Annotated in this window: 13 protein-coding genes and 1 pseudogene; 6 read left to right on the top strand and 8 right to left on the bottom strand. The window is 51.4% G+C overall.

Translation table 11 applies throughout. From position 1 onward, the window contains the following. Positions 1 to 13: 13 nt before the first annotated feature. Positions 14 to 673: a TetR/AcrR family transcriptional regulator gene (locus tag EJQ19_RS27520; RefSeq protein WP_126144436.1), complete on the top strand. Its 660-nt coding sequence runs from the start codon at positions 14 to 16 to the stop codon at positions 671 to 673. A gap of 697 nt (positions 674 to 1370) precedes the next feature. Here the strand turns inward: EJQ19_RS27520 and EJQ19_RS27515 are convergent. Beyond that, positions 1371 to 2543: an MFS transporter gene (locus tag EJQ19_RS27515; protein ID WP_126144435.1), complete on the bottom strand. Its 1173-nt coding sequence runs from the start codon at positions 2541 to 2543 to the stop codon at positions 1371 to 1373. Between the two features lie 33 nt (positions 2544 to 2576). Continuing rightward, a complete protein-coding gene (locus EJQ19_RS27510) occupies positions 2577 to 3818 on the bottom strand; it encodes an MFS transporter (RefSeq protein WP_126144434.1) in 1242 nt (413 codons plus the stop codon). Between the two features lie 172 nt (positions 3819 to 3990). On the opposite strand from EJQ19_RS27510, the gene EJQ19_RS27505 reads away from it, so the two are divergent. Both EJQ19_RS27505 and EJQ19_RS27500 read left to right on the top strand, forming a co-directional pair. After that, on the top strand, positions 3991 to 5460 hold the full coding sequence (locus tag EJQ19_RS27505; protein ID WP_206438499.1) for an aminotransferase class I/II-fold pyridoxal phosphate-dependent enzyme: 1470 nt from the start codon (positions 3991 to 3993) through the stop codon (positions 5458 to 5460). 101 nt (positions 5461 to 5561) lie between these two features. Beyond that, positions 5562 to 5981 (top strand): DUF1885 family protein, encoded by a 420-nt coding sequence (locus EJQ19_RS27500; protein ID WP_126144432.1) that lies wholly within the window; start codon positions 5562 to 5564, stop codon positions 5979 to 5981. Positions 5982 to 6055: 74 nt separating this feature from the next. Here the strand turns inward: EJQ19_RS27500 and EJQ19_RS27495 are convergent, their stop codons facing one another. The 3 genes from EJQ19_RS27495 to EJQ19_RS27485 form a co-directional block, all read right to left on the bottom strand. Further along, positions 6056 to 6367, bottom strand: a complete 312-nt coding sequence (locus tag EJQ19_RS27495) for a DUF1292 domain-containing protein (RefSeq protein ID WP_126144431.1) — start codon at positions 6365 to 6367, stop codon at positions 6056 to 6058. Between the two features lie 91 nt (positions 6368 to 6458). Beyond that, complete coding sequence (locus EJQ19_RS27490; protein WP_126144430.1) at positions 6459 to 7073, bottom strand: stalk domain-containing protein; 615 nt, start codon at positions 7071 to 7073, stop codon at positions 6459 to 6461. A 79-nt stretch (positions 7074 to 7152) separates the two neighbouring features. Further along, complete coding sequence (locus EJQ19_RS27485; RefSeq protein ID WP_126144429.1) at positions 7153 to 8037, bottom strand: alpha/beta hydrolase; 885 nt, start codon at positions 8035 to 8037, stop codon at positions 7153 to 7155. A 137-nt stretch (positions 8038 to 8174) separates the two neighbouring features. Between EJQ19_RS27485 and EJQ19_RS27480 the strand changes: the two genes are divergently transcribed. Further along, positions 8175 to 8924, top strand: coding sequence for an MBL fold metallo-hydrolase (locus EJQ19_RS27480; RefSeq protein ID WP_126144428.1), 750 nt, complete (start codon positions 8175 to 8177; stop codon positions 8922 to 8924). A gap of 164 nt (positions 8925 to 9088) precedes the next feature. After that, positions 9089 to 10702, top strand: coding sequence for an ATP-binding protein (locus EJQ19_RS27475; protein ID WP_241243107.1), 1614 nt, complete (start codon positions 9089 to 9091; stop codon positions 10700 to 10702). Between the two features lie 5 nt (positions 10703 to 10707). Here the strand turns inward: EJQ19_RS27475 and EJQ19_RS27470 are convergent, their stop codons facing one another. Continuing rightward, positions 10708 to 11145 (bottom strand): GNAT family N-acetyltransferase, encoded by a 438-nt coding sequence (locus EJQ19_RS27470; protein ID WP_126144427.1) that lies wholly within the window; start codon positions 11143 to 11145, stop codon positions 10708 to 10710. Positions 11146 to 11229: 84 nt separating this feature from the next. Continuing rightward, positions 11230 to 11688: a divergent PAP2 family protein gene (locus EJQ19_RS27465; RefSeq protein ID WP_126144426.1), complete on the bottom strand. Its 459-nt coding sequence runs from the start codon at positions 11686 to 11688 to the stop codon at positions 11230 to 11232. Between the two features lie 99 nt (positions 11689 to 11787). On the opposite strand from EJQ19_RS27465, the gene EJQ19_RS27460 reads away from it, so the two are divergent. Then, the gene (locus EJQ19_RS27460) at positions 11788 to 12219 is read left to right on the top strand and encodes a CBS domain-containing protein (protein WP_126144425.1); all 432 of its coding nucleotides are present in this window, start codon (positions 11788 to 11790) and stop codon (positions 12217 to 12219) included. Positions 12220 to 12301: 82 nt separating this feature from the next. Here the strand turns inward: EJQ19_RS27460 and EJQ19_RS32030 are convergent. Continuing rightward, positions 12302 to 12725, bottom strand: a pseudogene (locus EJQ19_RS32030) (hypothetical protein); the annotation flags it as partial.

Here is a 12725-nt window from a genome sequence, read left to right as displayed (position 1 = left end):
CGAGGTAAAGGCAATGTCTGACATAGAGCCGTGGCTGGCGGAGCTGCTGCGCCTGAACGATGAAGAAGAGAAAATGACGGATAAACAGATCAAGATCGTGCAAGCCGCTGTCGAGATTTTCTCGGAAAAAGGGTTTGCCGGCTCCTCCACCAGCGAGATCGCGCAGAAAGCCGGCGTGGCTGAGGGAACCATTTTCCGCCACTATAAAACGAAAAAGAAACTGCTGCTCTCGATCGTAGCGCCGATTATGGCAAAGCTTGTCGCGCCGTTCGCCGTCAAGGATTTTACCAAGGTCCTCGAGGCTGATTACCCGGACGTTGAGCAGTTTTTGCGCGCTGTGCTGCGCAACCGGTTTGAATTTGCCCGCAAGCATGTTCATGTGCTGAAAATCTTTTTGCATGAGATTCCTTTCCATGCCGAGCTGCGCGAGCAGTTCAAGGACACGGTCGCTCCCCTCGTGCTGGAAAAGGCCTATAAAGCGATTCGCCATTTTCAGGCACAGGGCCAGCTCATTGAGCTGCCGCCTCCCGCCATCATGCGGATGGTGGCCACGAGCATGATCGGCTTCGTCATTTTCCGCTTCCTGCTGCTGGCTGAGAACGACTGGGACGATGAGCTGGAGCTGGAGCGGACGATTCAATTTATTTTGCATGGCTTGACGCCTCGGCAATAACGATACAGGGCTCCCCTTCCTGGGGCGTTCGGTTAAGAAAGCCTGGTCCTTTGCGACCGGGCTTTTTAGCTGCTCTGTCGGCTTCCCCTTGCGCTTACTTGCCCAGTTGAGTTTTCTCTGTGTTTCGTTTTCGGTCTGTTACTTTTACTCTCTATTGCGTTTACGCTCTGTTACGTTTTCTCTCTGTTATGTTCACTCAGAATGCTACACCCACACGGTTACGATACTGATGCACATACTCTGATACTCTCCTGGTTACAACTTCCCCTGGTTTACGCGTATTTTGCCTCGTCACTGTTCTTGCCCACCGCCCCTTTCGCCACCAACTTGTAAAAACTACAGTTAATTCGGACATAGAAGGCGAAATCTCATGAAATCCTGTATTTCTGCAGTAAAAACCCGTGTAAACTCGTTTGGAATCGCCTTCATTCCAATTAAGCTCGAAATTAACTGTACTTTCTGCAGGATCTCTCGGGAATTGTGGGCCTGAGCCAAGAATTTACTGTATAATTTGCATGATTTCGTGAAGGGGGCGGCGGCGGGTAATGCTTTTTAAGAGGTTTAGCTCGTTCTGACGCAATGTGGAGACCGAATGGGTCACATTTGTATGCTATGGCGTACATCCGCCATAGCAAAAAAGCTGCACACCTTTCTCCGCTTACCGGGGATGGGATGTGCAGCTTTTCATTTAGCGCAGCTAGACAGCCTGCTGCGCTCTCACCTTGCGGCGATCCATCTGGATGAATCGCTGCAGTAAGAACAGTGCGGCGAGGCACAGCACGCCGCCGATGATGAACGGCAGCTCGTGCGCAATGGCGAACACGGCGCCCCCGAGCAGCGGCCCCATGATGCGGCCGAGGCTGTCCATCGAGGAGCTCAGACCCGAAGCGACGCCCTGCCCTACCGTCGTCCGCTGGGTGATCAGCGACGTCACGCATGGACGGATGAGCGCGTTGCCTGCGCCGAAGACCGACAAATAGATCGCAGCCGTAACCACGCTGCTGGAATACAGCAGCAGGAAGAACCCGGCTGCCGACAGTACAAGCCCGACGCCAATCACGTACGACTCGGCGCCTTGCTTGACCAGACGGCGTACCACGCCGCCCTGGATCAGCGCGCCGACGACGCCGCTGGCAAGGAACATCATGCCGATGTCGTACGGTCTTGCGCCGATTTTAGCCATTTGGAAGTATTGAAGCGTCGCTTCCAATCCGGCCAAAGTAAACGTGACGAAGAAGGACAGCACGTATAAATATTTGGAAGAGCCGGAGAACGCCGTCCAGCGTGACGGCGCTTTTTCCTTCACGGAGCGGCGCTTGTCCGGCGTGAGCGACTCCTTCAGCACGGCGAATGCCAGAATGAACGAAGCCAGCGAAATCGCAGCCGCCACGAAAAACGGCGTATACGTCCCCCATTTGCTGACGATGCCGCCGATCGCCGGTCCAAAAATAAAGCCGAGCCCGATCGACATGCCGACCATCCCCATGCCTTTCGTCCGATTCTCGGACGTTGTAATATCGGCGACATACGCAACGGCACACGCCGTCGCCGCTCCGGAGAACAATCCGCCCAAAATGCGAGACACGTACATAATCCACAGATGGTCGTTGGCCACGCCAAAAATGACGAAGCTCACACTAAATCCCAAGAGTCCAATCAAAATAATAGGTCTTCGCCCGATCCTGTCCGACAATCCGCCCCAAAACGGCGACATAAAAAAAGACACCGCCGAGTAAACCGACAGCAGTAGCGCATTATGGTACTGCGCGCCCGCGCCGTTTACCACTTCCGGCATAATCGGAATAATGATTCCGAAGCCGACGAAAATCGTCATCAACAGCAGCATGATGACTCCAATCTGTTTGCCCATGATGCCTAATGCCTCCAACTTATCATTTTCTTTTTATCGTACCATACCTTTTTTAGGGATGGAAATGAACATTTGAAGAACAAGCAGCACCACGAGCACACAGCCGCTCATCACAAATGGCGCATGGTAGCCGTACACGTCCCACACCTTGCCGGAGACAATCGGTCCGATAATCATGCCAAGACCCTCTATCGTCAGAAAGAAGCCCCACACGGCCCCCCGCTTCTCTGGCGGAATCGCCGATGCAATCAGTGCATTCCACGAAGGGATAATGAACGCATATCCGATGCCAAGTAGCCCCACAAGCACGTAAAGCGAGGTCATGGACGTCACATATGTAAACAGCAGAAGCGCCGCTGCCGCGCAGGAAAAACCCGCGATCAAGTACGGGCGGATGCCGGTCTTATCGACGATTTTGCCCATCGGCAGGAGGAAGACGACCGTAATTGCCCCGCCCGCGATCAGAAACATGCTGTATTGCAGCGAGGTAAGTTTCAGTACGTCCTTGGCATAGAGTGTCAAAATCGGCGTCAAAATGCCGAGCGCGAACGTCTGCGCGAACATTAAAGGAAACATCAGCGGACTGACGCTCATCGAACGGCGCACTTCCCGCCAATACTGCTGAACTCGCGCTCCGAGCGGCAGCTTCGCGCCCCCCGCCTCCTCTTGCCGTTCCCGAGGTTCCGCACTTTTCTTCCTCGGCAGCAGCAGCGCCGTCACGACGACGATCGTCATACAGCCGAGCAGCAGTCGAAACGAAGGACCGTACGCCGCGCCATGGATAAAAAAGTTAATGACCACCGGCCCGAGTCCCACCCCGGACAGCCATGCCATATAGACGACGCTCAGCACCGTCGCTTTGCCGTTTTCGCCGGCCACCTCGGTTGCACCGGTAATGACGCACGGCCACAGCGGGGCTGTGCCTGCGCCGAGCAGCACGCACGCCAGCACGATCCAGCCGGGGCTCATCAGTACGGCCATCAGGATGACGGAGATGAACGTGCACAAGACGCCTGACAGCATAATCGTCCGGTAGCCTAAATGATCGATCAGCCAGCCTACAGGCGTTCTTAGCACATTATCGCCGATATACTGCGCCGCCAGCGCCCAGCCGATCATAAAGGCCGAGGCGCCGAGCGACGTTTTCAGATATACAGGCAATATCGTGATCAGCAAGGCTCCTTTTACAAATTCAACGATGAACATAATGATTAATAATTCAATGACAAAGGGGGAAAATTTCCCCGTTTTGGCCTTATTTGTTGCAGTTTCCATCCGGGTTTCTCCTTTACTTCACGAATTTGGCAGGATGACTGTTAGTTTCGCCTAAAAGCGTACAAACTATTTTCAAAAAATTAGCTTGCATGCGCGGCCCATTTTGATATACTCAATTAAGTTTGTTCATTATTCGACAAGCAATCTACGATAGAAGGGAAGCGATATTCAGGTGGATCATACCCGTACTCCCCTGTTCAGTGCACTGCTTCAGCATGCTGAGAAAAATCCGATTCAGTTTCACATTCCTGGCCACAAAAAAGGGGTTGGCATGGACCCGGAGTTTCGCGCTTTTATCGGCGACAATGCCCTGTCCATCGACCTCATTAATATAGCACCGCTTGATGACCTGCACCAGCCGATGGGCGTCATTGAGGAAGCGCAGAAGCTGGCTGCGGATGCGTTCGGCGCCGACCATACGTTCTTCTCCGTCCAAGGTACGAGCGGAGCGATCATGACGATGATCATGTCCGTCTGCTCCGAGGGCGATAAAATCATCGTACCGCGCAACGTGCATAAATCGATTCTGGCGGCAATTATTTTCGTCGGCGCCAAGCCTGTCTTCATTCAGCCGCTGCGCGACAAGAACCTGGGTATCGACCATGGCATTCCCGTCCGCTCGGTTCGCCGCGCGCTTGAGAAGCATCCCGATGCCAAAGCGGTGCTCGTCATTAACCCGACGTATTACGGTGTCTGCACAAATTTGAAAGAAATCGTGGAGCTTGTCCACAGCTACAATATCCCGGTACTCGTTGATGAGGCACACGGCGTGTTGACGCACTTCCATGACAAGCTGCCGATGTCCGCAATGGAAGCCGGCGCCGACATGGCGGCCACCAGCGTACATAAGCTCGGCGGCTCCATGACGCAAAGCTCCGTGCTGAACGTGCAGGGCCCGCGCGTCAATCCGAAGCGCATTCAAACGATTATGTCGATGCTAACAACAACGTCGACGTCTTACATTCTGCTCGCATCGCTGGACACTTCCCGCCGCCACTTGGCGCTCAACGGCCGTGACATGGCGGAGCGCACGATTGAGCTTGCCCAGCATGCACGCCGTGCAATTAACGAAATCCCGAATCTGTACTGTTTCGGAGAAGAGATTTTGGGCGAGGAAGCGACTTTCACCTACGACCCGACCAAAGTATGCGTTCATGTGCGCAAGCTCGGCATTACCGGTTTTGAAGTCGAGAACTGGCTTCGTGAGCATTACAATATCGAAGTGGAAATGAGCGATATGTATAACATTTTGTGCCTGATCACGCCTGGCGATACCCGCGAGGACGTCGAAACGCTGCTGACGGCGCTGCGCGAGCTTTCCCACATTAACGATGACGTGGCCGAAGTCAAAGAAGTGGTCATTGAAGTGCCGGCCATCCCGCAATTGACGCTAACACCGCGCGACGCGTTCTATGGCGAAACGGAAGTGATCCCGTTCAAAGAATCCGCCGACCGGATCATTGCGGAATTCATCTACGTGTACCCGCCGGGCATTCCGATTTTGCTGCCAGGCGAGGTCATTACGCAAGAGCTGATCGACTACATCGTCGACCATGTCGAAGTTGGGCTGCCGGTCAAAGGTCCGGAAGACCGCAGCGTGCAGAACGTTAAGGTAATTGTCGAGACGCAAGCGATCTTCTAGCGTCATTTTCCCGAACCTCCCGCCTCTGCAGGGATATATTGTAAAACCGTTTTCAGGATGCTATGATAGGGAAGATGTTTAGCGAATGAGGTGATCAAGGAATGGCTCAAAGCGCTTATATTAAATTCGTATCTGGATCCGCCGTCTCCGCTCTTACCTTGGATGAAATCAAGGAAAAGCTGCTGCATTACCGTGATCAGCTCGGTCAAACCGCCAAGCAGCTTGGCTGGGAATATGACGAAGCCGGTTTTCCGTATACCATCGAGACGAAGCCGGAAGGCGAAGGCAAATGGTTTTACCTGAAAGGGACGAATGCGCTGTACCGCAACATCGTTATTGGTGTCGGCTCGGAAGGAAGCCCGGATGAGCAGCGCCATTACGTGCAGTTCGTCCTGCCCGACAACGCGACCCACGGAGACAAGAGCAAGGGCAACGAATATTGCAAGTATCTCGGCAAATTATTAAAAGCGGAACTTCATTTATTTAATGGCCGGACCATGTATTTTAATCCTCGCAAATAAAGATAAAAAATCAAGACCCCCTAACAGATCGCTCTGCTAAGGGGTCTTCTTTATCGCTTATGTACGAATTGCGCTTATTCGTCGCCTTCTTGGGCTACGATTTCATTGTAAATCGTTACGACGCGCTCCCATTCTTGCTCATCTTCAATGTTGACCAAATAAGCCTCTTCGTCTTCTTCTTCAACACGGAAAATGACGCCATCAGCGTCCGGATCATTGCGATCAAGCAATACCGCGTAAGCTTGATCTTGAGATTGGAAGGTATACACCATCACCATCTCATGCTCTTTCCCGTTCTCGTCCGTTACGATAAAAACATCTTCCCCATGGTCGTGATCGTGGTCACAGTCCGGGCCGTGTACATGATCATGCTTCTCATCGCTCACAGGCAGAACCTCATTTCATCAAATAATAGTTACCTCAATATCCTATCATTTTCGCAGATTGAGGTCAAACCAGTTCGCGTGAGTAAACACACTATTCAGATTGAATTTGCTTCTCAGATACAACGGCGTAGTCGCTGCTTCCGCTTTGCATTTCAAAGCGGACCACATAGGTACCGTACTCATCGAAAGAGACGCCGTACAACGGCACTTTTAACCAGAACGACTCCTTGGATTCGGAAATGGATTTCTCAACCGGCGTGATCACACTTTTGCCGCTGGGAGAAATGACGGATACTCTGACCGAGTTAATGCTTGTTTTCAAATTATCCACTTGTGCAAAAACGATAAAATCCGCGGACTTGCCCCGCTCCACAACACCAAACGGTACAATGGCCGAATCTTTCTTCACTTCGGTTGTAAAGAACATATGCACATTCGGTTTATACAAATAAGCGGTTTTGCTGGCATCATCCCAGGTAACGAGCCCTTGCAGCGAATTCGTCACCGCTCGCAACGGAAGAACGGTCTTCCCGTCAATGATGAGCGGCGGGACGTCCGAGTCGCCAAACTCTTTCGTATTCCCATTCACTACGAGACGGGCAATACTGTATCCTTTATACTCCCCCCAAATCGATGAGCCCACCACTACGGCTGTACTCAATGTAAACAACACAACCATCAACGCAAAAATCCGTTGAACTTTCATTCTCTAGCCCTCCAGCCTCGTTAGTCATCTGTCTGTCTGCATCTTTATACTCCGGCCAGGATGAAGAGTTGCGTCAATTCTAAAATTTTGATAAAAAATTCAGCAATCGCTTGACGTATGCTTCTGCATACAAACGGTAGCTCCCAACATGTCCCGCGCCGGTCGTCGTCCACAGTTCAAAATGCGCCGGATGACGGTCATACATCTGGATGCTGTTGGAGCTGGGGATGGCCGGGTCGTCATGGCTGTGAATGAATAGAACCGGCCTCGGCGCAATCCGGTCGACCGCCGCAAGACCGTCCACAGCATGCGGATTTATACCGACCAGCCGGGGCAGAAATGTCAAGATCAGCGGGGTAAACGGAAACCGCGGCAGCCCGGACCACACCGGCAAATTTTCCTTTAGATAAGGATGCAGCTGGCTGAACGCGCTGTCGGTAATCACACCAAGGACAGCTTCCTCCTTAGCCGCGGCCAGCAGCGAGGCGCTGCCGCCCATCGAAAAGCCGAGCAGCACAATTCGCGAAGCAACCTGCGTTTTCACCCAATCAACCGCCCCGAGCACGTCCTGCTGCTCCAGATAGCCGATCGTGGTCGTCGTTCCTTCCGACAGCCCGGAATTGCGAAAATCAAACATAAGCACATGATAGCCGGCCTCCACTAGGCACTGCGTAAGCGACAGCGCAGGCAGCCCCATCTCCAGGCGATTGCCGGCATAGCCGTGCGACATGATAATTGTCATGTTTTGCGGCTTGTGAACTGCTTCAAAAAACCAGCCGTCGAGACGGACATCCCCCAATCGGCTTGGAAAGATGATCTGCCTAGGCGCAAGACCGTAGTCGGCCGGCCCTTCTTCCAACGGCTTTCGTTTCGGATGCGTCAGCCGCCATCCCACAAAGATGGAAACGCCGACGATTAAAGCGAATGCAACGATCACAATACTCCCTGCGATTAACCAGATCATGCAGATCAACACCCTTTAAATAGAATCAATTTGAATATCCCTTTTCACGTTCTCGTCAAGAATAAAGGTTGAAGTCTCCCAGCGCACATGCTACATTAGAAAAAGATGGATTTTTGTCGAAAATCGGAGGCGGATTCATGAGTTTGCACATTCAGATGTTGGGAACCGGCAGTGCGTTTGCTAAGGAACGCTATAATAATAGTGCGTTGCTTCGCACGCAGGACAAGCAGGTTATGATCGATTGCGGCTCATCGGTCCCACGCTCCCTGCATGAGCTTCAGATCCAGCCGGATCGGATCGATGGTATCCTGATTACCCATATCCATGCAGACCACGTAGGCGGACTGGAAGAAATGGCTTTCCGTCTTCTCTACGAACACGGCCGCAAGCGCACCAAACTGTTTATAGCGGAGTCACTGGCTGTTCCTCTTTGGGAGAACACACTCAAGGGCGGATTGTACAGTCCTTCTGAAAACCTCCTTACCCTTGAAGATTACTTCGATGTTGTCTTGCTGCCTGAGCGTGCGTCCGTCGAACTGTTTCCGGGCTTAACCGTAGAGATCATTCCGACCGAGCACATCCAGCTGAAGCCGAGCTATTCGCTTTTCATTAATGACCGAACCTTTTACAGCGCAGACATCCGGTTTAATCCCGAATTGCTGATCGGCGAAGTGATTCAACAACGAAATTGTCACACCATTTTTCACGATTGTCAATTAAGCGGTCAAGGCTTCGTGCACACGACATTAGAAGAACTACTGACGCTGCCGGAAGAGGTTCAGCAGCGTATTTACTTAATGCACTACGACGATTCGATGCCGGATTATATCGGTCGAACCGGCCAAATGAGCTTCGTCCAGCAGCATCAAATCATCGACCTGACATAGTTTTTTCGACAAAAACCTTGGACTTTTGCGTCTAAAGGTTTTTTTTGTCCAATTCTGCTTAAGTTTACATTAAGTTTCCTGTCCGGAGAAGGGATTTTCCGATAAACAGAGAAATTGTCTCACAAAAGTGTGTGCACGGTGCCAATCTGCTGGGAGGTCGTTGTGTGGTTACGATTTGGATTTATTATGTCTATGCTTGCTTATATGCAGCTTTCGCCTTGTATCAAGACACTGTCGCCAGCATCCCGTTGATGTTGACCGGACTCATCCTCTGTTTCGTGACATACCGCTTGCAAAAGCTCCACCGTCTCATCCCTTGGCTTCATCTGCTGAGCATCTGTTTGCTACATGCGGCAGGTCACTCTAATCTATGCTATCCGCTGTACGTTTTAGCCCTTGCCCGTTTTTCATTCATCACGCCGGATAAAAAGAAGCTTTGGGCCGGCACCTTTGTTTATGCCGCTGCTTATCTTCTGGTCATGAATATCTTTGTTCAATCCGAAGCCAGGATATGGCTGTACGGCTTGAACTGCTTGCTGGATTTCACGGCCATTGCACTGCTCTGCAATACGGCAAGCGCCCAGTTTCTAAAAAAAGAACGCCTACATAGCGAGCCCCTGGTGATTACCCAGAAGGATTCGCTGACAGGCCTCTATAATTTCGAAGAAGCTCATCGACGGTTGGAACAACTAATTCGAAATAAACAGTCGCTCGTTTTCATTCTAATCGATTGCAACGATCTTAAGGCGATGAATACGTCCGGCGGCTTTCAGGCCGGTAACTTCATTCTCAAGCAAATGGCTGATTTGCTGCAAATCCTGTTCAAGGACGCGCACTTCATCGCGCGCTACGGTGGGGATGAATTCGCGGTCGTCATGCCGCTCGACCATATCACACTGAAAGATGCCTCCATCCAGCTTAAGCTCGATTCTGAGCTGCCCAAGCTGACGGGTATCCAGAATACATACGGTATCGCGACATATCCAAGTGATGCGCAAACAAAAGATGATCTTATTTTACACGCCGAGCATAATCTATTTATGAAGAAGCGCGACTCGCTGCTGAAGCAGGAAGAGCATATGCAGCGTTCTGAGAAGTTACGAGTCGTTGGGGAACTGGCATCCGGCATGGCGCATGAAATCCGCAATCCCCTGACGACGGTCAGAGGCTTTCTGCAATTGGCAAAAGCAAGCGGTTACAACATCGAAGCCTGGTACAACCTGATTATGGATGAAGTGAACCGAATGAGTGATTTAACGGGTGAATTTCTGCAGTTTTCCAAGCCGCATCGCACTGATTTCCGCACGGATTCCTTGCATGATTGCATTCTCAAGGTCATCTCCCTCATGGAATCTGAGGCCACAAGTTCCGGCCATGTGATTCACTTTCAGGATATGGCGGCGGATGAAATATTCATGCTCATGGATCAGGATAAGATGACGCAGCTTTTGCTGAACATTGTCAAAAACGCGTGCGAAGCGATGGAAACGAACGGTTCCATCCACATACAAGTAAGCCGCGATCCGAAGAACGCGACTTTGGTTATTGCCGATAACGGCCCTGGCATTCCGAGTGAATACCTGGAGCAGATTTTCCATCCGTTCTTCACGACCAAGGAGACGGGAACCGGGCTCGGGCTCTCCATTTGCTATAAAATCGTGCAGGATCACCATGGAACCCTGGAAGTCGAGAGCGAGCTCAATAAAGGCACCCGCTTTATTCTGACCTTCCCTATGGCCGATAAAGCGGATACGCTAAAAGACAACGCCGCAAGCTAATCCGGTTACAGCTGCTTTTTCATTCGCACATGAAGGATCCCCGCATCATAGAACGGCTCTTCGGAGATCACATGATAGCCAAGCTGCGCGTAAAAGCCTTCTGCTTGACACTGCGCATCGAGGATCGATGCGGTGCAGCCAAGCTCCTTCGCTTGCTGCTCCATGGCCAGAATAAGCTGTTTGCCGAGCGAACGGCCTCGATAGGCTTTCAATACGGCAACCCGCTGCAGCTTGGCCGTGCGAGGTTGATATTCGTACCAGCGTGCGGCCGCAACCGGCTCCTGGCCATTTAGGATTAGAAAATGATGGCAGGCTTCCGGCGAAGCGTCCTTCTCATCCATTTCCAAATGCTCCGGTACTTGCTGCTCCCGGACAAATACATCCATGCGGACGGAAAAGCATTGTTCTAGTTGTTCTCGTGTTGTAACGCGAATCGTATCCATGTGGTGGCCAACTTCCTCTCTAAGATCGTTTATTGATCTTATCCCATTCCCGAGCAGTTGTCCACAGGATCGCGGGTTGCCTTACTACTTCTTCTCCATCCAATAGCTGCATGCGCCAATCGCTAGCCCTAATACCGAGCCTGCCAGTACTTCCCGCGGCAAATGACCGAGCCGCTCTTTCAGCGCTTTGCGTCTGCGAATATGATAGATGCCGGGATGGCGTTCCGACAGTTTCTCCACTTGCACATCGAGATCGTTGACCTCCATGGCAATCTCGCCTGCCGCTCTCCGAATGCCCATTGCATCGTACATGACCACGGCCCCAAAAATCGCACTCATCGCAAAATCGGAAGCCGCAAATCCTTTTTTGAGTCCGATGTAGGATGCCAGTGCCGATACCCCGGCGGAATGCGAACTTGGCATGCCTCCAGTTTGCACTGCTTGGCTAATATCCAACTTGCGAAATTGCAGGTAATGGATGGGAATTTTCAAAAACTGAGCCGCGCCAATTCCCACTAATGCCGTTGTTAACGCTCGATTCATCGCGATCACCTCACTTCTATCATCCATCACAGATTTAGATTCTATACGCAAAGTCTGCTATACTAAATGTACGATTCTCAGCTTTAGGAGTGTGAACTCATGAATATTGCTTTTTTCCTTTTACCTAAATCCGAAGTCATTACCGCCACGCCTCAGGCGACGCTGAGGCAAACGCTTGAACGTATGGAGTTTCATCGGTATACGGCAGTGCCGATCATTTCTGACGACGGTCATTATATGGGAACGGTTACAGAAGGTGATCTGCTCTGGTTTCTGAAAAACTCGGAAACGGTCAGCTTCGATAATGCCCATCGCCACGTGCTGTCGGAAGTCCCGCTCCGCGTTAATAACAAGCCAGTCCACATTCACGCCGAGATGGTCGATCTTATCGATCTCGCCAAAGTTCAAAACTTTGTGCCGGTCGTGGACGACTCCGATAAGTTCATCGGTATTGTGCGAAGAAGCGAAATCATTGAATATTGCGCCAAACAGCTCAATTTTAAAGCAGCTTCCGTATCTCATGAACGGTAATTCATCTATTCGCCATCATTTTCATATTCAAGCAAAAAAAAGACAAGTGCAGATGCCTTGTCTTTTTTTATGCCGGCACATTCTATTGCAATTGACCGCTCGATGCCGCTTTGGAGGAAACGAACTCGCTTGCCCAATCTACCATGCCGTTCATGAGCGTCAGAATAAGGTTAACCGCATCCTTCTCCGTCAGGCTGCCGTTGGATTGGCTACTGACATATTGCGAAGTCTTTATTTCGAGCTGTAGGACAAGCTCTTTGATTTTCAGCAATTCATTTGCGAGATCCGACACTTTCGTCATGCCTTGGCCCTGGCCATTTGAATTGGATTGCCCCGATTGACTTTGATTGTAATTGCTGCCGCCGCTTTGATTCGTGCCTTGCTGATCTTGTTGCTGCCCGATTGAGCGAAACTGGATTTGTTGATCCTGCTGATTGCTGTAGCCCTGGCCGCCCTGGCCACTTGCATTTCGGTCTGCGTCTGACGAGCCACTGCCACTGCCACTG

Origin of the sequence: Paenibacillus whitsoniae, assembly GCF_003955665.1 — a bacterium.
Classification (GTDB): domain Bacteria; phylum Bacillota; class Bacilli; order Paenibacillales; family NBRC-103111; genus Paenibacillus_E; species Paenibacillus_E whitsoniae.
This window is presented reverse-complemented; position numbering and strand designations above follow the sequence as displayed.